The sequence below is a fragment of the Nocardia wallacei genome (assembly GCF_014466955.1).
GTDB lineage: Bacteria > Actinomycetota > Actinomycetes > Mycobacteriales > Mycobacteriaceae > Nocardia > Nocardia wallacei.
Window position 1 is genome coordinate 1,026,424 of the sequence record NZ_AP023396.1, and the last position, 19,471, is coordinate 1,045,894.

Sequence of the window (19,471 nt, forward strand, 5' to 3'; positions counted from 1 at the left end):
CTCACGCGGAGCCTACTGCCCGCCGCGGGCACCGGTCGAGTCACGGCTGCCACTGGCTGTTGGCGAGCAGCGCGTATTGGGCGGCCGCGCGCTGCTGGGCGTCGAGCAGTTGGGCGGCGTTCAGAAAGCTCACGTACTGGCGGTAGGCGACGATGCAGGTGAAGCGTTTCACCCTGCTCTGCGCCGAGTTGCCGCTGCCGGTCCGGTTCTCCACGCAGGCGGAGTCGGGGACGTTCGGGGGCGGGTCGGCCTTGCGCGTCATGCCGCTGATGACGAGTGGCTCGGTCACGGCCTTCTTCGCCGACGCGGCGTCCTTGGCTCGCGCCAGCAGGGCCGCGTCGGTCATGGCGAACCGGTCGGCGCCGATCGCCTCGAAGGTCTTGCGGGCCTGCGCGCGGTCGGACATGTGGTGCAGCACGCCGCGGCGGCCGTAGATGCCGGGGTAGGCGCCGATTCCGGGCTTGTATACCTCGTCCGGATTCAGCGTCCGGCTCAGGATGTGGTCCTGGTCCCACGGAAGATGCAGCGCCTCTTCGTCCGACACCGGTTTCACCTGGTCCAGCAGCGGCAGCTGGGTATCGAACGCCTTCTCCGTCAGCGCGGTCAGCGCGGCCGGATCCGGTTTGGGAACGGTGACCACGACGCCCACCACGTACGGGCCCTGGGCGACGAACGACCGCGCGGTCGCCACACCCGGTCGCCAATGCGCGTGTGCCTTCGGATATTTCGCGAGGGTCAGCGGCTGGTTGCCCTCCTTGTTGGCGTCGAAGTCGGCGGCGTAGAACTCGTCGGCGGCGCGTTGCGCGGACTCGCCGTCGGGAAACTGCATGACCAGCAGATTGGCCGTGGACGCGTCCGGGGTGCCGCGGGAGACCGTCGGCCAGCCCGAGTCGAGGATGAAGGTGCTGCGGTCGGCGCCTTCGGACTTGAAGCCGTACATCATCTTGTTGCGCTTCGCGATCGCCTCGGCGACGTCCGGGCGCCCCACCAGCGAATCCATCGCGCCGCTGGTGAAACTCTGGGCGTCACTACCGAAGGTCATCCGCGGATCGACGTCCTCCGCGGTGGCGACGTAGTCGGCCAGGCGCATCGCGGCGACGTCGTCCATCTGGAAGAACGCGGGCCGGTAGTCCTCGTAGATATCGACCGGTTCGATCGGATAGGAGCCGACGTCGAGCTTGCGGATGTCGACCTCGCCGGGCAGCGCGGTCCCGGCGAGAGTGGCGTTGCAGCCGCTCAGCGTCGCCACCAGGCCGGCGGTGACCAGGGCGCTCGCGAGCAGCCGGACGCCGGTGCGGCTCAGTCTGGACATCGTGTTCGAGGCGGTCATCCGGCCTTCACCAACATCACGTATTGAGCGGAGATCCGCTGCTGGGCGTCGAGCAGCTGGGCGGCCCAGGTGAATGCGGCGTAGCGCCCCTGGGCGACCGAGCAGTAGTAGCGGACCGCCATCTTCTCTTTGCCGTGGTACTCCCGGCATTTGGCGGCGGGCAGATTCTTCGGGGCGGCCGCCCTGCGGAAGTTGCGCGTGGGATCGCCGAGTTCGTCGCGGACCTTCTGCGCGGCGGCGGCGTCGCGGGCCCGGAACAGCTGTGTGCCGTAGTCGGCGAACCGGTCCACCCCGTTCTCCTCGAAGAGCTGCTTGGACTCCGCCGGGTCGGAGCTGAAATGCAGCGCGGCGTGGGCGTCGTAGACGCCGGGCGGATTCAGCCAGGCCCCGAGCGCGTCCTCCTTGGGCCGGATCAGCGTGCGGCGCAGCATGTCGTCGCGATCGATGGGCTGCGACATGAGTTTGTCGCGCGGGGTCGGGGTGAACTTGGAGATCGCGGGGACGACGGTGTCGAGGCTCTTCTGCAACAGGGTCGTCAGCGCGGGCAGGTCCACCTTCTCCAGCCAGGCCTTGGCCTGATCGTAGATCCAGGTGTAGACCACGAAAGGCCCGGTGGCATACCAGGATCCGATCGACTGGACGGTGGGGTCCCAGTGCGCGTGCACGCCCGGATACTTCGGCAGGGTCACCGGCTGGTTCCGGTTGTTGTATCCGAAGTCGGTGCGCTCCAGCGCCGCCGCGGCGTCGGCGGCCTTCTGCGAATCGGGGAACAGCATGACCGTGTTGGCCAGCTCCATGCCCTGGTTGTACGGGTCGTTGCGGGCGTAGCTGGCGAATCCGCTGACGAAATCGGGGGCGTCCTCGTGAAACCTGCTGGTGTCGATCTTGATGATGTCGCTGAGCAGCGAATACTTGGGATCGACGAACACCAGCGCGGCCATCGGCGCGGGATGCACGAAGGCCGGGTCGACGTCGGAGGGCAGCGGGAGCAGGTTCCCGAACCGCTCGGCCTCGATCATGCGGGCCGCTTCGTCGTTCTTCGGCAGGCCCATGTCGTGCGGTTCCCCGCTGTAGGGCCCCAGATCGAGCTGTCCGATGTCCACGACGGGTTCGGCCGCGACCGCGTCGCCGCCACCCCCGTCCGAGCCGCAGCCGGCTGTCACCAATGAGGCAACCAGCAGTCCGGCCGCCAGGAGTCCCGTGGTCCTCCGCATGTATCCCCTCCGTCGGAACTCGGCCACCTCCACGGGTCACGATGGCCGATGCAGGCGCCGCGGTCGAGCGGTTGACAACATAGCACCTGCCAGGACATGCCGGGCACCATCGTTTTCGGGGCGAAGTGGCGCGCTCACCCGCCGACGGACAGGATGAGCTGGTGAAGTACATCCCGCGCGTGGCCCTGTTGCTGGGGATTCCCGCTCTGCTCTTCCTGGTCCCGTGGTGGCTGCTGGTCCACAGCACCGTGGACGGGCCGCTGTACTGGCTCGGCTCGGCGGTGTTCCTGCTCGGCTTCGTATTCCTGCCCACGGGAATGCTGCTCGGGCACGGGCCCCGGCAATCCGACGCGGCGGTCGTCGTGGGCGACACCCTGCTGGGGGTCGCCTGGGTGCTGTTCACCTGGTCGGTGATCGGCGCGGTGGTGCGGGCGGGTCTGGCCGTCGCGGGGGTGGAAGATCCGGCGCGCTCACGTGGTGTCGCGGTGGGTGTGATCGCGGTCTGTGCGGCGCTGATCGGCTGGGGGGTGGTGGAAGCGCGCCGGGTGCCGCGGGTGCGGACCGTGGAGGTGACCATTCCGCGGCTGGGCCGCGGGCTGGACGGCCTGCGGCTGGTGGTCGTCACCGACACGCACTTCGCCGCGCTGGACCGGCTGCGCTGGTCGCACCGCGTGGTCGAGGTCGTCAACGCGCAACGTCCCGATATCGCCTGTCACGCGGGCGATCTCGCCGACGGCTCGGTGCAGCGGCGGCGCGCGCAGGTGGAGCCGCTCGGCAAGGTCGATGCCGAGCTGGGCCGGTTCTACATCACCGGCAACCACGAGTACTTCGGCGACGCGCCCGGCTGGCTCGAGTACATGACCGGAATCGGCTGGCAGCCGCTGCGCAACAGCCACGAGGTCGTGGAGCGCGACGGGGATCGGCTGGTGATCGCGGGCATCGACGACCCGACGGGCATCGCGCTCGACGGGCACGGCCCGGACCTGCCCGCGGCGCTCGCGGGCGCCGATCCCGAGGTGCCGGTGGTACTACTGGCCCACCAGCCGAAGCAGATCGTGGACGCGGTGAAAGCCGGTGTGGCGCTGCAGATTTCGGGACATACGCACGGCGGGCAGATCTGGCCGTTCCGCTACCTGGTGCGTCTGGACCAGCCGGTGGTCGCGGGCCTGAGCCGCCACGGCGAGCACACCCAGCTCTACACCAGCCGCGGCACCGGGTTCTGGGGTCCGCCGCTGCGCGTGTTCGCACCGAGCGAGATCACGGTGCTGGTGCTGCGCGCGCCCGCTACTGCGGCGTGAGCCGGACGTCGCGCAAGAACTGCTCGCAGGTGCCGGCGATGGACTGCCAACCGTCCGAAGGGTATTGGCAGCCGACGCTGACCTGTAGTCCGGCGTCGACGAGCACATGCCAGCGGACGGTGGTGCCGTCGGGTGGGTACTCCTCGTAGGACAGGCTGGGCCGCCCACCGAAAACGGGGTCGCGTCGCAGGTCGCTGACCGTCCCCGGAGGGCGGCGCTGGATCTGGGCCTCCAGGGTGCGCGAGACGTCCTCGACGGTGGAGCCGGGTGTCAGCGCCTTCTGGGTGATCGTCATCCGTTGCCGCGCACCGTCGCCCGGATTCAGATCCAGCCGGGTGTCGGTGCGGGTGGCTACCCGCCAACCCTCGGGGACCTGCGCCTGCACCCGCCCGAAGGTCTGCGGGGTGGGTCGGCCGCTGGGCGGCACGGCTGCGGTGACCGGAGGCGACGGCGCGGTGCTGGTCCGCGCGGCTGCCGGTGCCGGATCATTCGATGACCGTGTCCCCGCCAGGACCGCCACGCCCACCGCGATGGCGATCGCGACCACCACGACAGCCGCCGCGGCCACCAGCACGGTGCGCCGGGAGCGGGGCGGCTGCGCGGCGTTGGCGTGCGCTCGCAGTGGCGCGTCCCGGTCCGGCAGCGGGGCTGCGAAACTCGGGCGGTGGGCCGCGATCGGCTGTCCGGGGTGCGCCGGGGGATGCGATGCACTCTGGATCAGGTCGGCGCCCGCGACCGGTCGCACATCGACCGGGAAACCGCACTGCCCGGCGATGGCCGCGCGCAATGCCTCCAGCTGTGCGGCGTCCGCGATGCCAACGGCCACAAGGTAATTCGGGGTCTGTCCGGCGAGCAGCCGGGCGACGACCGCGCCGATCGCCTCGGGCGGGTCGGCCAGGCCGACGGTCGGTTCGTGCTCGCAGGCATCGATCCAGGTGTCCGGGCCGGACCGGCCGACCAGGGTTGCCGTGGTGGACAGCGGATTCAGCTCCAGCACCGCGATGCGCTGATGCTGTGCGTTGCTCGCGCCGAGCGACGCGGCGCGCAAGGCCAGCGGCTCCACCGCCACGTCGGCGACCAAGCGGCCGGCGGCCGCCTCCACCGCGGCCCGGCGCCGCCGCCCCCACTCCGAGGGCGCGACCACGGTGAGCCGGTCGCACGGGCCGGGCAGGCGCAGATTGGTCAGCACCGCGCCGAACACCACCGCGAACGCGTCGGCCGCGGTGGGCAGGCTGGGGAAGGCGATCCGGTCCGCCTCGGCCAACCGGACCACCGACACCGCCGGATACTGCGGCCGCAGCGCTTCTCCCACAACGAAACTGGCGTTGTCACTGGCGGGCACGATCGACGGCGGGCCGTTCCAATGGGTGGCCTCGCTGCGCGCCCACAGCCGGGTATCGGTCAGTACGAGTTCGACGGTGGGCATCAGCGCGCCACCGGCCGAGCGGTCCGGGTCACCGACGAGATGCCGCGCGATGTGACAGCGATCGTCACGCCCTCCCCTTCCGTGTGGTTCACGCGGCATCCTACTTCAGCCCGGTGACACGGCAGCGGGAGCGGATCGGGTCAGTAGTTGTTCGCCAGCAGCGCGTAGGCGGCGGCCGTGCGGTACTTGACGTCTGCCTCGGTGTCGGCCACGACGACCTGGACGTATCGGCGGTACGGGATGTAACAGCGGTAGGCGGCCTCGCGCTGCCGGTCGCCTCTGCTGTTGAGTTCCAGGCATTTCGCGCCCGGCACGGTCGAGACGGCGGGCAGCGGATCGTATTGCGCGCCCGAGCCGGTGATCAGGCCGGTGATCAGGCGGGCGCCCGCGTCCGGATCGCGTACGCGCAGTACCGAACTGGTCTCGGCGACGGCCACGGCGTCCAGGCCGGTGTCGTCGACCAGGCGCTGCCGGGCGGACTCGTCGGCGGCGGTGTGCACGAAGGCCGGTGCGCCGAAGACGGCGAATCGGTCGGGGTCGGCCTTCTGGTCGCGGTCGCGGACCACCGCGCGGGCCAGCAGCCGGTCCGGGTCCAGCGGCAGGTCGTCGAGCTCGGTCTGCGGAGTCGGCCGGAACCGGTCCAGCGCGGGCACCTGCGCGTCGAGGGTCTTCTGGACCCAGGCGAGCAGGTCCGGCTCCTCCGGGTGCGGGCGCTCGATGAACAGCGAGATCACGAATTCCCGGTAGGCCATGAAGGTTCCGATGTTGGAGACGCCGGGCCGGTAGTGGATGAAGGCATCCGGGTACTTCGGCAGCGTGAGTTTGCGGTTCACCTCGGGCGCGACACCGAAGTCGGCGTCCTCGAGTTCCCGCGCGGCCAGGGCGGCGGTCTGCGCGTCCGGGAAACGCAGCACCAGATCGGTGATGGCGGTCGCGTCCGGGGCGGGCGCCTGAGCCCGGTCGGCGCCACCGGCCACGTACCCGACCACCATGCCGCGCCGGTCCAGTACCGGCTTGGAGACACCGGCGAGCAGGTGGTTGGTGGCGTTGGTGCTGTCGGGCACCACCCGGCCGCCCGCGCCGATCGTCAAGGACGGATCGATGCGAATGGTCGGGACGACGGCCTGCGACATCCGCATGCCCTCCAGCAGCGCGCCGTCCCCGGCGGAGTGCCGGCCGTAGTCGTGCCGGTCGACGGCGTACGGGCCGACATCGAGGGTGCGGACATCGAGTTCGGCCGCGACGGGCGTGCCCTGCGCGCCGCACCCGGCCAGCAGCGCCGCCAGCGCGACGACCGCGGCGACGATCGGTGCAGTTTTCCTGCGGCCCATGGATCAGCCCCCGTTCCTCCCGGTGCCTCGTTTCAAATTACCGGACCGGGGCCGGGCGGGGGTCCGGTGCGAAGGGTTTGCCTTAACCTGGTGCATGTGGTGAGGACCGCGCGTAGCTACCCCGGAGGCCGATTCCGTTGATGGATCGGCAGGTCGAGGTTGTCACCGGCAGCCACGTGGTGGTCCGGATCGCCGGTGCGGTGCTGCTCGTCGCGCATCGCGAGCCGGGGCGGGTGCGCGCCGATTCGCCGGCGATGCTGGCGGCCGAGGCACTGGCGCAGCTGGTTTCGGAGGCGTCCGAGCAGGCGCCGGGCGGGCCGGGTCGGCTGGTGGCGCGGGAGGCGACGCGCTGGCTGATCCGCGACGCCGAGCAGATCAGTCCGGACCGGCCGTTCGATCTGGGCATTCTGTCGCAGGCGGATACGGGCGGGCTGGCGATCTTCCTGCACGGGGCGGTGACCGCGGTGCTCGCGGGCGCGGGCGGGATCGAGCGGTATCGCGGCGTGGACGCGGCCTTCACGGTGGACCGGGTGGCCGCGCCGCCGGACCGGGCGGCGGCGCTGTTCATCGATGACGACGGCGGGCCGGTACCCGAGCTTCCGGAGCGTGGCATCGGCGCCCTGGTGGAAGGCGTCGCTCAGGCCGACGGCGCGATCGTGTGGTTCGAGAACGAGCGGACGCGGGCGCGGGATCGGGTGCGGCCCGACGCCGGGGCGCACCGGCGAGCGGAGGGGCCGCCGCCCACCTCGCCTATGGCCGCCGAGTCGCGGCCCGCGCCCGAGACGGTTCCGGAAGTCGAAGCGCGGGAACCAGTTTCGGGCGAGGGTGACCTGGCGGCGCGGCTCGCCGAGACGCAGCTCGGTCGCCCGGCGCCGGATCCGCGGGCGGCCGCGACGCCGCCGCACGGCGCGGCCGCCGAGCCGCCCGTGCCCCCGGCGCTGTCGGACCCGGAGCTGGAACGGCGCCTGGAGGCGACCACGCGGGCCACCTCGCTGACGGTGCGGGTGGTCGGATTCAAGTGTGCGCGAGCGCATCCCAGCGATCCGCGGTCGGCGTTCTGCACGGTGTGCGGCATGCCGGTGGATCAGACCCAGCCGCCGTCGGACGTGGTGCGGCCGCCGCTGGGCATGCTGGTGCTCGACGACGGCACGACCTTCCTGCTCGCCTCGGACGCGGTGATCGGGCGCGACCCGGAGAACTCCGACGCCGCCCGCCGCGGACTGATGCCGATGAAGATCGATGACGTCTCCGGCGGCATGTCCCGCGCGCATGCCGAGATCCGCCTGGTGAACTGGGATGTCATGGTCGTGGACCGCGGCTCCACCAACGGCACCCGCGCCCGCCTCCCCGGCTACCACGACTGGATCCGCCTCACCCCCAACCAGCCCATGGCCCTGACCCACGGCGCCGAAATCATGCTCGGCAACCGAGTCCTCCGCCTGGAGCCCGCCGCCCCACCCCCGTTCGGCTAGCGGGGGCGGCGGGCTGGTGTTGCGTTTTCCCTTCGGCTGGTTGTGTTGCGGGCTGGTGTTGCGCTTCCCTTTGGCTAGCTGTGTTGCGGGCTGGTATTGCGCGTTCCGTTCGGCTGGTTGTGTCGGTGGGGTGGTGTTGCGCTCGCTGTTCGTGGGTCAGTGGCCGGTGAAGTGGGGTGGGCGGCGTTCCAGTAGGGCGGTTACGGCCTCGTGGTGGTCGTCGGTCTGATGGGCTATGGCTTGGAGGGCGGCGGAGAGTTCGAGGAGGCTGTCCAGGCTTTGCCATTGGCCTTCGCGGAGTAGCTTCTTGGTCATGCGCAGGACCTGGGGTGGGTTGGCGGCGACGCGGGCGGCCAGGTGGCGGGCGCTGTCGAGGAGATCGTCCGGTTCGACGACCGCCGAGACCAGGCCCCAGTCCAGGGCGGTGGCCGCGTCGATCGCCTCGCCGGTGAACGCCATCTCGCTGGCGCGGGCCATGCCGACGGCACGGGGGAGCAGCCAGGCGCCACCGTCGCCGGGGATGATGCCGACCTTGGCGAAGCTCTCCGCGAAGGTCGCCGTGCGCGCGGCGATTCGCATGTCGCACATCAGGGCCAGATCGCAGCCGGCCCCGATCGCCGGGCCGTTCACCGCGGCGATGGTCGGAATCTCGCAGTGGTACAACGCCTTCGGGATGCGCTGGATACCGTGCCGGTAGCCCTGCCGCAGTTCGGCGGGGGAGCCGCCGAACATCCCGATCCGGTCGCGCATGTGCTTGACGTTGCCGCCGGAGGAGAACGCCGTGCCCGCGCCGGTCAGGATCGCCACTCGCACCGAGGGATCGGCGTTGACCGCGGCGATCGCCGCCTCCAGCGCGTCGACGGTCTCGGCCTCGGAGATCGGGTTGCGGGCCGCCGGGTTGTTGAGGGTCCACAGCACGACGTCGCCGGTGCGTTCGACCAGCACGGGCGGCGTCGACGCGGCATTGGCAAGCTCGCTCACGATCGGTTCTCCTCGGGTGCGATGACGATTCGGACATCCACCGGAACTATGCTCGTTCCCGCGGCGATGACCGGATTGAGGTCCAGTTCCGCGATCTCCGGATGTGCGGCGACCAGCTCACCGACACCGACGAGGAACCGGGCGAGCGCGGCCCGGTCGACCGCCGGCAGGTGCCGGTAGCCGTCGAGCATCCGGGAGGCGACGGTTTCCCGGATCATCTCGTGCGCCTCGAGTTCGGTGAACGGCGCGGCCCGGAAGGTGACATCCGCCAGCGCCTCGACCAGCACCCCGCCGCTGCCGAACGCGACGACGGGTCCGAAGATCGGGTCCCGGGTCGCCCCGACCAGCAACTCCACGCCGGGTGGCGCCATCGGCGTGACGATCATGCCGTCGATCCGCGCGTCCGGGACGGCGCGCCGTACCGAATCCATGATCCCGAGCGTCTGCGCCACGGCGTTCTCCGGCGTCACGTCGAGTCGCACGCCCCCGACCTCGGACTTGTGAATCACCTGCGGCGACACCACTTTCAGCGCGCACGGCAGATCGAAGCCGCGTACCGCGGTGGCGACCTCCTTGGGCGTGGCGGCGTAGGCCCACGGCCCGACGGTCGTTCCCGCGGCGGTGAGCAGGCGACGCGCGGTCGGTTCGTCGAGTACGCCGGACTGCGTGGTCACGGGCGAGGCGGCCGCGGGCAGGGCCAGCGTCGACCGGGCGTCGGCGGTCTCGCGACGCCGCGCGCGCCGATCCAACGCGGCCGTGATCCGCACCGCGTGGTCGATCGAGGAGAGCACGGGCACCCCGGCGGCGCGCAGGATGTCGTGATTGCCGATCGGGTCGCCCGCGTAGCAGCTCTGCACCACCAGCGGTGTGCCGTAAGCCTTCTGCGCGGCGAGCAGGCTGCGGGCGGTGTCGTTCTCGGCGGCTTCCAGCGACCGGTCGAACCGCGCGTGGTAGCCGCCGAACAGACCCACCACGAGGATCAGCCCGACCGCGGGATCGGCCATCATGAGTTCGGCCGCGCGGGCGAAGACGGTCGGGTCGGCATCGGTGGCGCCCGCGACATCGACGGGATCGACCACCGACGCCGCCGGTCCGAGCAGCGTCCGCAGTGCCGCCCGGGTTTCGTCGCTCAGCTCCGCCAGGTCGATGCCGCGCGCGGTGAGCGCGTCCACGGCCAGCGTCGCGTGCCCGCCGCCGTCGCTGAGCACGGCCACCCGGCGGCCCGGCAGCACCGGTGCGGTGGTCGCCAGCGCGCCCGCCACGACGGCCAGTTCGTCGGAGCGTTCCACCAGCTCGACCCCGGCCTGACCCAGCACCGCGGTGGCGACCGCATCCGATCCGGCGACGGAACCGGTGTGCGACAACGCGGTTCGCTGCCCGACCGCCGACCGCCCGCCGCGCAACATCACGACCGGCGCCTCGGGTGTGGTGCGGGCCGCCGCGACGAGAAAGGCGCGCCCGTCCACCAGGCCCTCGCTGTGCACCGCCACCGCGCCGCAGCCCGGCTGGGCGGCGAGTTCGGCGAGGCACTCGTCGTAGCGCACGTCGGACTGATTGCCCAGCCCGACATAGGCGTGCAGACCCGGTCCGCGTGCCGTCCGCACATCGTTGACCAGCGACAGCAGCATGTTTCCGCTCTGGGTGACCACCCCGATCGGACCGTGCGGAATATTCTGCAGCCCAACCAGATTGGCACCGCTGCCGACATTGGCGATGCCGGAGGTGTTCGGCCCGATAACCCGTATCCCGCTCTCGGCGATGGCGGCCGCCAACTCGGCCTCGAGCTCCGTCGCGCCGATCTCCCGGAAACCGTTGGCCAGCACCACCGCACCCGCGATACCGGCGGCCGCGCACTCCCGCAGCACCCGCGGGACGGCGGCGCCGGGCACCGCGATCAGGGCGACATCGATTCCGGGCGGCAGCCGGTCGACGCTCGCGACGGCCTCGAGCCCGCGAATCTCGCTCGCCCGGGGATTGACCGGATACACCGGATGCGCGTACCCGGACTCCTGTAGTGCGCGAATGGCCTGGTAGCCGCGCTTGGCCGGATCGGTGGAGGCGCCCACGATCGCGATGGAGCGCGGATCGAACAGCCGCTGTAGCGCGGTGCGTTCGGTGAGGGTGGTGGAAGGCTGTGTCACCGGCTGCTCACTTTCCCCGGAAGACCGGATCGCGGCGCTGCGCGAACGCCGCGACGCCCTCGGCCCAGTCCTCGGTGTCCATCAGTGCCAGCAACTCGCCCGGCTCGGTATCGAGGGCGGTGTCGAGCGAGTCGTCGCGGCGCAGCGCGGCCTTCATCCGCGCCAGCGCCAGCGGCGCCTTGGAAGCCAGCGAATCGGCGAGTGCCACAGCGGAATCCAGCAACGTCTCGGCGGGCACGGCGGTGTGCGCCAGCCCCCACTCGAAAGCCTGTGTGCCGGTGAACCGTTCGCCCAGGATCAGCAGGTCCGTGGCGCGCCGCAGCCCCACCAGGCGCGGCAGCCGGTGGGTGATACCCCCGCCGACGAAGGTGCCGATGCTCACCTCCGGGAATCCCATGCGCGCCTGCTCGGCGATGACGAGAAAGTCCGCGCTGACCGCCATCTCCGCGCCCGCGCCCAGCGCGTAGCCGTTGACGGCGGCCACGACCGGGGTGGCCATGGTCAGGATCTGGCGGCACACCTGCTGCCCGAGTTGCACGTAGTCTTCCCGCTCGGCGCGGGTGCGGGTGCCCGCGGCGTGTGCCTTCAGATCCGCGCCGACGCAGAACGCGCGCCCCGCGCCGGTCAGGATCACGCAGCGGACCTGCGGATCGTCGTCGGCGGTGACGAGGGCGTCGATCAGGTCGCGGTACAGCTCCGCGCTGACGGCGTTGAGCCGGTCGGGCCGGTTCAGGGTCAGCAACGCGATCCGGTCGCGGCGCGACACCAGCACGGGCGCCGGCTCGGTGGTTGCGGTCATGGCGGTGGTTCTCCTCTCGGGCGGATCAGCGCGCGGCGCCGACCACCGGTGTGGGGGTGAGCGGGATGCCCTGGGCCGGTGCGGCTTTCGAGCGCCTGCCGCGGCCGCGGCGCGAGGTGAGCCACCGGGCCAGCAGCGAGATCGCGAAGTTGGTGGCGATGTACATCACCGCGACCCCGACGTAGATCTGCATCGAATACTGGCTGCCGTAGTACTCGACCAGGGACCGCCCCTGCCGCAGCAGTTCGGCGTATCCGACGATGAACCCCAGCGAGGTGTCCTTGAGCAGGATCACCATCTGGCTCACCAGTACCGGCAGCATGGTCGGAATCGCCTGTGGCAAAAGGATTCTGCCGAGCACGACGGCGCGGTTCAGGCCCATCGCCTCGGCGGCCTCGGTCTGCCCCTTGTCGATGGCCAGGATGCCGCCGCGGAAGATTTCGCACAGCACCGAGGAGTTGTAGGCGACCAGCGCGAGCACCACGATCTGCAGCAGGCTCAATTCCAGTCCGAGACTGGGCAAACCGAGCGCCGCGAACAGCATGAGCAGCAGCAGCGGCACCCCGCGGAAGCCTTCGACCAGGGCGCCGGTGGCCAGCCGGAGCGGTCGGTGCGCCGACAGTCGCCCGACCGCCAGCAGCAGGCCGATCACCAGTGCGATCACCATGGCGAGCGCCGCGGCCTGCAGTGTCGCCCGATAGCCCTGCCAGAGCGCCTGGGGCACACCGGTTTCCGGGTCCAGCAGGATGGCCCAGCGCTTGCGCTCGAGCTGCCCGTGCGATCGCAGCCGCAGTGCGATCGCCACCACCGCGAGTGCGGTGAGGAGTCCGGCGGCGATGGTGATCCGGCGGTATCGGCGCAGTTCGGCCGGGCCGGGCTCGTCGTAGAGGAAGGAGGTGTTCATCGCGCGACCGCCAATCGGTGCTCGAGCCTGCGGAATCCGAACGCGGACCCGAGGGTGATGACCAGGTAGGCCACCGCGATCCACAGCAGCGCCGGGACGACGGCGGCCGGGTCGAGGAAATTGATCCGCTGACCCGACGCCGTCAGCTCCAGCACGCCGAAACCGGCGGCGATGGAGGTGTTCTTGACCAGCGCGATCCACACATTGGCCAGCGGTGGCACCACGGCCCGCACGGCCTGCGGCACGATGATGAACCGCATGTTCTCCAGAAACGACAGGCCCAGTGCCCGAGCCGCTTCGGCCTGCCCACGCCCGACGGTGTTCACGCCCGCGCGCACGGCCTCCGACACGAATGCCGCGGTGTAGCAGCCCAGCGCGACGATCGCGGCCGCCACATAACTCGGAATCGTCAGCCCGAGCTGCGGGAGCACGAAGACGATCAGGAAGAACGCGACGGTCAGCGGTGTGTTGCGGACGGTTTCGACATAGATCGCCCCGGCGCGTTGCAGGAACGGCACCGGCGATATCCGGGCGACACCGACCAGCAGCCCGACGACCGCGGCCAGCGCACCGCCGGCGACACTCAACAGCAGGGTGGTTCCGAACGCCTTCGACAGCAGCGCGGCGTTCTCGGTGAGTACGTGCATGTTCTTGGCCCTCAATAGCTTTCGAGATCCGGTGGCGGTGGCGCCGCGCCGAGGATGCGGCCGGCGGTGCGATCCCAGGCCGCCGACCAGGTGCCGTCGGCGAAGGCGGCGCGCAGCGCGTCGTCGATGAACCGCACGAGATCGCCCCGCCCCTTGGCGATTCCGATGCCGTACGGCTCCGCGGTGAAGGTGCCGGGCACCAGCTCGAAGGCGTCCGGGTCGAGGCTGCGCAGCCCGCCGAGGATGGTGTTGTCGGTGGTCATGGCGACCACCTGGCCGTTCTTCAGCGCCTCGGCGCATTTGCTGTAGGAGTCGAACAGGACGACGTGCGCGCCGGGCACCCGGTTGCGGACGTTGCTGGAGGATGCCGAGCCCTCCACGGCACAGACACCCTTGCCGGTCAGATCGTCGGGCCCGGAGATCTTCGCCGGGTTGCCCTTGCGGACCATGAACGACTGTCCCGCAATGTAATACGGCCCGGCGAAGTCGATGATGTCCTTGCGCTTGTCGGTGACGGTGTAGGTGGCGATGACGGCATCGACGCGGCCCTGCTGCAGGAAAGGTTCTCGGTTCGCGGATACGGTCTCGACCCAGTCGATCCGGTCGGCCGGGATACCCAGCTTGGCGGCGATGAGCTTGCCCATCTCGGCGTCGAAGCCTTCCGGACGTCCGGTGACGGGGTTCTTGAGCCCGAACAGCGGCTGGTCGAACTTGGTTCCGATGGTGATCCTGCCCTCGTCGTGCAGCTTGCGCATGGTCGATCCGGCGGGAAAGTCCACGTCGGTCGCCACCGGCGGGCCGGAATCGGACAGGTTGATCGGCGGCGCGCCGGAATCGCAAGCGGCGGTGAGGGTTACCGCGACGGTGCCGAGCACGGCGGCGGCGAGGCGGGAGAGTCGTCTCATGGCGAACTTCCTGACAGGTGGACTCAGTGCTGGAGGACGCGGGCGAGGAAGTCCTTGGCGCGGTCGCTGCGCGGGGCGGTGAAGAACTCGTCCGGCGTGGCTTGTTCGGCGATCACGCCGTCGGCGAGGAACAGCACGCGGTCGGCGCTGGCGCGCGCGAAACCCATCTCGTGGGTGACGACCACCATCGTCATCCCCTCGCTCGCCAGGTCGCGCATGACATCGAGCACCTCGCTGACCATTTCCGGGTCCAGGGCGCTGGTCGGCTCGTCGAACAGCATCACCTCCGGCTCCATCGCCAGGCCGCGGGCGATGGCGACCCGCTGTTGCTGGCCGCCCGACAGCTGGGGCGGGTACGCATCGGCCTTGTGCGCCAAGCCGACTCGCTCGAGCAGCGCCTTCGCCTTGGTCTCGGCAGCGGCGCGGGACAGCTTGCGGATGCGCGTCGGGGCGAAGGTGATGTTCTGCAGCACGGTCATGTGCGGGAACAAATTGAACGACTGGAACACCATGCCGATGTCGGCCCGCACCCTCTTCAGCGCCGCGCCCGAGGACGGCAGCGGTTCGCCGCGGAAGGTGATGTTGCCGCCGGTGATGGTCTCGAGCCGGTTGATGGTCCGGCACAGCGTCGACTTGCCGGAGCCGGACGGGCCGATCACCACCACGACCTCGCCCTTGGCGATGTCCAGATCGATGTCGCGTAGCACGGTGACGGTGCCGAAGGATTTGGTCACCCCGCGCATCGTGATCAGCGGGGTCGGGGGAGCGTGGCGCGGCGTGGCGGCCGCGTCGGTGGGCGAGGTCGTTGTCATGGGCTGGTCCCGTCGTGATCGGACGTTCGTGTGGGCCAGCTAACAACGTTCCGGCGAGTTATGCAAGTAGATTTGCAGAATTGACCTAATATGCAATTGGAGCTACCAAGCCGGGTGGATGCCTTCCGGCCCGAATCGAGGGAGCGAGGGAGAATGACGCCGTGACGGACCAACGGGCGGACGACGGGCCGCAGACGTTCGACGAGCTGGTCGCCGAGCTCCGGGCGCGGCACGACACGCTGTCGCAGGCGCATCGCAAGCTGTCCGAGCGGGTGATGGCCGACCCGGAGGCGGTCGCGTTCATGACGGTGTCGGAGCTGGCCGCCGCGGTCGGTGTCAACGAGGCGACAGTGGTGCGCTTCGCGAATGCGCTGGGGCTCAAGGGTTATCCGGGGCTGACCCGGCTCTGCCGGGAGCGGTTGCAGGAACAGGCGCAGCTGCTGCGGCGCTTCGACACGCTCGAGCGGCTGCCCGCGGACGGCGGCGGCCTGCTGAATCGCACCCTCGGATTCGACCAGGCGAACATCGCCCGCACCTTCGCGCGGATCGACGACGCGACGTGGGAGCAGGCGGTCGGACACCTGGCCGAGGCGCCGCGAGTGCACGTGATGGGTCTGCGCAAATGCCACGCACCGGCGTACCTGCTGGCCTACCTGCTGGGCATGGTGCGGGAGGAGGTGGCGCTGGTGACCGCGACGGCCGGCGCGCTGACCGACGATCTGCGCCGGGTGCGCGCGGGCGACTGCTTCGTGGCCCTGTCCATCCACCGCTACATGGCCGACACGGTGCGCGGCGCGGCGTGGGCGCGGTCGGTCGGCGCGCATGTCGTCGCGCTCACCGACAATCCGGGGTCGCCGCTGGCGGCCACCGCCGACGAGTGCTTCTTCGTCGACGCCGCGGGCCCGTCGGTGCTGCGATCGATGACCGCGTTCACCTCGCTCGTGCAGGCGCTCACCGCGGGCGTGGCGAAGTCGCACGGCCGCGAGGCGCGCGCCTCACTGCTGCAGGAGGAGCAGTTGCTCAGCGACTTCCACGTCTACACGAAGGATTTCACCGGATAGGGCCGGAGCCGCGCCGGTCCGACGACCGGTGGTGCGGGCGGCGTCCGGCGGGCAATGGCGGTTCCGCGCGCGGCGGCCGGGGCGGAATGGGCAGGGTCTGCGGCTCGTCGGTGATCAGGTAGGGCTCGCCGTGGTGGTGCACCGTGACCGGATCACCGTGCAGCAGCCGGTAAGTCGCGAAGTCGCCGCCGATGTCGACGTGAATTTTCCTGTCGCGCCACATGATTCGGAACGAGAGCCGGTTGAGTTGCGCGGGCAGCCGCGGCGCGAAGGTCAGTTCTCCGCCGCAGTCCCGCATCCCGCCGAAGCCGCCGACACAGCACAGCCAGGTGCCGGCGAGCGAGCCGAGGTGCAGGCCGTGACCGACGTTGTGGTGCAGATCGTGCAGATCGATCAGCGCGGTCTCGGCGAAGTAGTCGAAGGCCAGGTCCGGGTGCCCGACCTCGGCGGCGAGGATCGACTGGGGGCAGGCCGACAGCGAGGAGTCGCGCACGGTCAGGGCGTCGTAGTAGTCGAAGTTGCGGGCCTTCTGCTCGGGATCGAACGCGGTGGGGCACAGGTACATCGCCAGGGTCAGATCCGCCTGCTTGACCACCTGGCGGCGGTACAGGTCGAAGTAGGGGTAGTGCAGCAGCAGCGGATAGTGCTCGATCGGGGTCGCGTCGAAATCCCAGCGCGCGTAGCGGGTGAAGCCGTCGGATTGCTCGTGGACGCCGAGATCCTCGTTGTAGGGCACGAACATTCGGTCGGCGCACTCGGTCCAGGCGGTCAGCTCCGCATCCTCGATGCCCAGTCGCCGGGCGACGTCGGGGCGGCGACGGCACGCCTCGACGGCCGCCCGCAGATTCTGCCGCGCCATCAGATTCGTGTAGGCGTTGTTGTCGCCCAGCGCCGAATACTCGTCGGGTCCGGTCACACCGTCGATGCGGAAGTCGCCCGCCGAATTGTGGTGACCGAGGCTCTCCCACAACCGCGCGGTCTCGACCAGAAGCTCGACGCCGCAGTCGCTTTCGAACTGCTCGTCGCGGGTTGCGGACAGGTAGCGGACGGTGGCGTCGGCGATGTCGGCGTTGACGTGCACGGCCGCGGTGCCGCTGGGCCAATAGCCGGAGCCCTCCTCGCCGTTGATCGACCGCCACGGGAACATCGCACCGGTCTGGCCGAGTTCGCGGGCGCGCTGCCGGGCATGCTCCAGTGTGCTGTGCCGCCAGCGCAGCGCGTCGCCCGCGGCCATCGGGACGGTGTAGGTGAGGACCGGCAGCACGTAGATCTCGGTGTCCCAGAACGCGTGTCCGTCGTAACCGGCACCGGTGAGGCCCTTCGCCGGAATCGCCCGGGTCTCGCCGCGCGCGCCCGCCTGCAGGACGTGGAACAACGCGAACCGGATCGCTTGCTGCAGTTCGGGATCGCCGTCGATCTCGACGTCGGCGGTGTCCCAGAAGTTGTCCAGGTAGGCGCGCTGCCGAGCGCACAGGGTGTCCCAGCCGGTCTCCAGCCCGGCGGCCAGCGCGGCGTCCACCTGAGCGCGCAGGGCGGGCACGGACCGGCGGCTCGACCAGCCGTAGGCGATGTACTTCGTCAGGCGCAGCCGCTGTCCCTTCGGCACGTCGACCGCGATGGTCAACCGGGCCAGATCCTCCTCGGCGTGGATGGCGCAGCGCGGGGTGGCCGGCACCTCGATCTCGTGGTCCATGCCCGCCGCCATCCGCAGGCCGGACCGCCGGGTGTGATGGGCGAGGACCGCCGTGGTCTCGCGCACGGCGCAGAAATCGGCGACCAGCGGACGATCCAGCGCGGCGGCCAGCCGCGGGTCGTTGCCGGGCGGCGCGACCGTCTCGTTGGCCAGCAGGTCGGACTGGACCACCAGGTCGAGGTCGTCGTCGAGCGGTTCCACCTCGTAGCGGATGGCGGCGAGCGCGCGCTCGGCGAACGAGACCAGCCGTTCCGAGCGGATGCGCACCGAGCGGCCGGTCGGCGACGTCCACACCGTGTGCCGCCGCAGGGTGCCGCTGCGGAAGTCCAGTACGCGTTCGTGTTCCACGGCGCGGCCGTAGCGCAGATCGATCGGCTCGTCCTCGACCAGCAGCCGGATGATCTTTCCGTCGGTCACGTTCACCACGGTCTGGCCGTCCTCCGGATAGCCGTATCCGGCTTCGGCATAAGGTAATTGGCGCTTCTCGTAGAAGCCGTTGAGGTAGGTGCCGGGCGTGCCGACCGGCTCGCCCTCCTCGAGCGTGCCGCGTAGACCCAAGTGCCCGTTGGACAGTGCGAAGATGGATTCCATCCGCTCCAGCGCGTCGGGATCCAGTCCGCGGTACCGCAACTGCCACGGGTCGATCTCCACACCGTGCGACTGCGAACTCATCGCGCTCCTTCTCCCTCCGCCCGGTCGGCCGGGGTCAGCTCGGACAGGTCGGTGACCACCAGATCCGCTCCGGCGCGGCGCAATGCGGCGCCGTGCTTGTCGTCGCGCACCCGGTCGACACCCACCACGAAGCCGAATCCACCGGCGCGGGCGGCGGTGACTCCGGCGATGGCGTCTTCGAAAACCGCTGTGCGGGAGGGCGGCTCGTCTAACTCCGCGGCGCCCGCGAGAAATGCGTCGGGCGCCGGTTTGCCGGGCAGGCCCCGCCGCGCGATCTCCCGCCCATCGATCAGCGCATCGACGAACCGCGTGAAATCCGCCGCGGCCAGCACCGCGGTCGCGTTCGCCGAGGAGGTCACCACGCCCACCCGCAGACCGGCCGCGCGCACCGCCGTCAGATATCCGGCCGAGCCGGGGAAGACCCGCACCCCGTCCCGCTCGATGAGCGACAGCAGCAGGCGGTTCTTGTCGTTACCGATCCCGTTCACGGTCGCCAGCCCCGGCGGATCGTCCGGCTTACCCTCCGGCAGCGCCAGGGTGCGCGACTTCAGGAACTCCCGGACACCGTCGGCCCGCGACCGCCCGTCGACGTAGTTCAGGTAGTCCTCCTCGGTGAACGGCCGGAACCGCGCCCCGCACCGCGAGGCCAGCAGCCGGTCGAACACCGACTTCCACGCTCGCCGATGCACCGCCGCCGTATCGGTCAGCACCCCGTCCAGGTCGAACAACACCGCCGAAACGGATTCGGGCAGACCTACACCCACCACGGCCGATCACTCCCGGAT

Annotated in this window: 16 protein-coding genes; 3 read left to right on the forward strand and 13 right to left on the reverse strand. The window is 70.5% G+C overall.

Features of this window, described 5'->3' with window-relative positions; all coding sequences use genetic code 11:
- Nucleotides 1–40 precede the first annotated feature (40 nt).
- A complete protein-coding gene (locus NWFMUON74_RS04690) occupies nt 41–1,330 on the reverse strand; it encodes a DUF7373 family lipoprotein (protein WP_187686758.1) in 1,290 nt (429 codons plus the stop codon).
- Nucleotides 1,327–2,544: a DUF7373 family lipoprotein gene (locus tag NWFMUON74_RS04695; RefSeq protein WP_187686759.1), complete on the reverse strand. Its 1,218-nt coding sequence runs from the start codon at nt 2,542–2,544 to the stop codon at nt 1,327–1,329. Before NWFMUON74_RS04695 ends, NWFMUON74_RS04690 begins: the two co-directional genes overlap by 4 nt.
- A 161-nt stretch (nt 2,545–2,705) precedes the next feature.
- Here NWFMUON74_RS04695 and NWFMUON74_RS04700 point away from each other — a divergent pair, with 161 nt between their 5' ends.
- Nucleotides 2,706–3,842: a metallophosphoesterase gene (locus NWFMUON74_RS04700; protein ID WP_197986969.1), complete on the forward strand. Its 1,137-nt coding sequence runs from the start codon at nt 2,706–2,708 to the stop codon at nt 3,840–3,842.
- On the opposite strand, the gene NWFMUON74_RS04705 is transcribed toward NWFMUON74_RS04700, so the two are convergent.
- Both NWFMUON74_RS04705 and NWFMUON74_RS04710 read right to left on the reverse strand, forming a co-directional pair.
- Nucleotides 3,829–5,268, reverse strand: a complete 1,440-nt coding sequence (locus NWFMUON74_RS04705) for a type VII secretion-associated protein (protein ID WP_187686760.1) — start codon at nt 5,266–5,268, stop codon at nt 3,829–3,831. The genes NWFMUON74_RS04700 and NWFMUON74_RS04705 overlap by 14 nt on opposite strands.
- Before the next feature lie 140 nt (nt 5,269–5,408).
- Complete coding sequence (locus tag NWFMUON74_RS04710; protein WP_187686761.1) at nt 5,409–6,599, reverse strand: DUF7373 family lipoprotein; 1,191 nt, start codon at nt 6,597–6,599, stop codon at nt 5,409–5,411.
- A 140-nt stretch (nt 6,600–6,739) separates the two neighbouring features.
- Between NWFMUON74_RS04710 and NWFMUON74_RS04715 the strand changes: the two genes are divergently transcribed.
- On the forward strand, nt 6,740–8,071 hold the full coding sequence (locus tag NWFMUON74_RS04715) for an FHA domain-containing protein (protein ID WP_187686762.1): 1,332 nt from the start codon (nt 6,740–6,742) through the stop codon (nt 8,069–8,071).
- A gap of 156 nt (nt 8,072–8,227) precedes the next feature.
- On the opposite strand, the gene NWFMUON74_RS04720 is transcribed toward NWFMUON74_RS04715, so the two are convergent.
- The 7 genes from NWFMUON74_RS04720 to NWFMUON74_RS04750 are packed head-to-tail and all read right to left on the reverse strand — an operon-like array spanning nt 8,228 to nt 15,260.
- Nucleotides 8,228–9,052 (reverse strand): crotonase/enoyl-CoA hydratase family protein, encoded by an 825-nt coding sequence (locus tag NWFMUON74_RS04720; RefSeq protein WP_232110840.1) that lies wholly within the window; start codon nt 9,050–9,052, stop codon nt 8,228–8,230.
- Nucleotides 9,049–11,193 (reverse strand): acetate--CoA ligase family protein, encoded by a 2,145-nt coding sequence (locus NWFMUON74_RS04725; protein WP_187686763.1) that lies wholly within the window; start codon nt 11,191–11,193, stop codon nt 9,049–9,051. The genes NWFMUON74_RS04720 and NWFMUON74_RS04725 overlap by 4 nt, the downstream gene beginning before the upstream one ends.
- A 7-nt stretch (nt 11,194–11,200) precedes the next feature.
- Nucleotides 11,201–11,992, reverse strand: a complete 792-nt coding sequence (locus tag NWFMUON74_RS04730; RefSeq protein ID WP_187686764.1) for an enoyl-CoA hydratase/isomerase family protein — start codon at nt 11,990–11,992, stop codon at nt 11,201–11,203.
- Nucleotides 11,993–12,017: 25 nt separating this feature from the next.
- A complete protein-coding gene (locus tag NWFMUON74_RS04735; RefSeq protein ID WP_187686765.1) occupies nt 12,018–12,896 on the reverse strand; it encodes an amino acid ABC transporter permease in 879 nt (292 codons plus the stop codon).
- On the reverse strand, nt 12,893–13,543 hold the full coding sequence (locus tag NWFMUON74_RS04740; RefSeq protein ID WP_187686766.1) for an amino acid ABC transporter permease: 651 nt from the start codon (nt 13,541–13,543) through the stop codon (nt 12,893–12,895). Before NWFMUON74_RS04740 ends, NWFMUON74_RS04735 begins: the two co-directional genes overlap by 4 nt.
- 11 nt (nt 13,544–13,554) lie before the next feature.
- Nucleotides 13,555–14,448, reverse strand: a complete 894-nt coding sequence (locus NWFMUON74_RS04745) for a glutamate ABC transporter substrate-binding protein (RefSeq protein ID WP_187686767.1) — start codon at nt 14,446–14,448, stop codon at nt 13,555–13,557.
- Nucleotides 14,449–14,471: 23 nt separating this feature from the next.
- Nucleotides 14,472–15,260: an amino acid ABC transporter ATP-binding protein gene (locus NWFMUON74_RS04750; RefSeq protein ID WP_269475318.1), complete on the reverse strand. Its 789-nt coding sequence runs from the start codon at nt 15,258–15,260 to the stop codon at nt 14,472–14,474.
- Between the two features lie 161 nt (nt 15,261–15,421).
- On the opposite strand from NWFMUON74_RS04750, the gene NWFMUON74_RS04755 reads away from it, so the two are divergent.
- The gene (locus NWFMUON74_RS04755) at nt 15,422–16,321 is read left to right on the forward strand and encodes a MurR/RpiR family transcriptional regulator (RefSeq protein WP_197986970.1); all 900 of its coding nucleotides are present in this window, start codon (nt 15,422–15,424) and stop codon (nt 16,319–16,321) included.
- On the opposite strand, the gene NWFMUON74_RS04760 is transcribed toward NWFMUON74_RS04755, so the two are convergent.
- Both NWFMUON74_RS04760 and NWFMUON74_RS04765 read right to left on the reverse strand, forming a co-directional pair.
- Nucleotides 16,311–18,686 (reverse strand): glycoside hydrolase family 65 protein, encoded by a 2,376-nt coding sequence (locus tag NWFMUON74_RS04760; protein ID WP_187686768.1) that lies wholly within the window; start codon nt 18,684–18,686, stop codon nt 16,311–16,313. The two genes, NWFMUON74_RS04755 and NWFMUON74_RS04760, sit on opposite strands and share 11 nt — an antisense overlap.
- On the reverse strand, nt 18,683–19,450 hold the full coding sequence (locus tag NWFMUON74_RS04765; RefSeq protein ID WP_232110841.1) for an HAD family hydrolase: 768 nt from the start codon (nt 19,448–19,450) through the stop codon (nt 18,683–18,685). Before NWFMUON74_RS04765 ends, NWFMUON74_RS04760 begins: the two co-directional genes overlap by 4 nt.
- Between the last annotated feature and the right edge of the window lie 21 nt (nt 19,451–19,471).

Excerpts from the sequence above, each read along its gene's own strand:
- NWFMUON74_RS04690 (WP_187686758.1), bottom strand. The coding sequence starts at position 1,330 with ATGACCGCCTCGAACACGATGTCCAGACTGAGCCGCACCGGCGTCCGG.
- NWFMUON74_RS04695 (WP_187686759.1), bottom strand. The coding sequence starts at position 2,544 with ATGCGGAGGACCACGGGACTCCTGGCGGCCGGACTGCTGGTTGCCTCA.
- NWFMUON74_RS04705 (WP_187686760.1), bottom strand. The coding sequence starts at position 5,268 with ATGCCCACCGTCGAACTCGTACTGACCGATACCCGGCTGTGGGCGCGC.
- NWFMUON74_RS04710 (WP_187686761.1), bottom strand. The coding sequence starts at position 6,599 with ATGGGCCGCAGGAAAACTGCACCGATCGTCGCCGCGGTCGTCGCGCTG.
- NWFMUON74_RS04715 (WP_187686762.1), top strand. The coding sequence starts at position 6,740 with ATGGATCGGCAGGTCGAGGTTGTCACCGGCAGCCACGTGGTGGTCCGG.
- NWFMUON74_RS04730 (WP_187686764.1), bottom strand. The coding sequence starts at position 11,992 with ATGACCGCAACCACCGAGCCGGCGCCCGTGCTGGTGTCGCGCCGCGAC.
- NWFMUON74_RS04735 (WP_187686765.1), bottom strand. The coding sequence starts at position 12,896 with ATGAACACCTCCTTCCTCTACGACGAGCCCGGCCCGGCCGAACTGCGC.
- NWFMUON74_RS04740 (WP_187686766.1), bottom strand. The coding sequence starts at position 13,543 with ATGCACGTACTCACCGAGAACGCCGCGCTGCTGTCGAAGGCGTTCGGA.
- NWFMUON74_RS04745 (WP_187686767.1), bottom strand. The coding sequence starts at position 14,448 with ATGAGACGACTCTCCCGCCTCGCCGCCGCCGTGCTCGGCACCGTCGCG.
- NWFMUON74_RS04750 (WP_269475318.1), bottom strand. The coding sequence starts at position 15,260 with ATGACAACGACCTCGCCCACCGACGCGGCCGCCACGCCGCGCCACGCT.
- NWFMUON74_RS04760 (WP_187686768.1), bottom strand. The coding sequence starts at position 18,686 with ATGAGTTCGCAGTCGCACGGTGTGGAGATCGACCCGTGGCAGTTGCGG.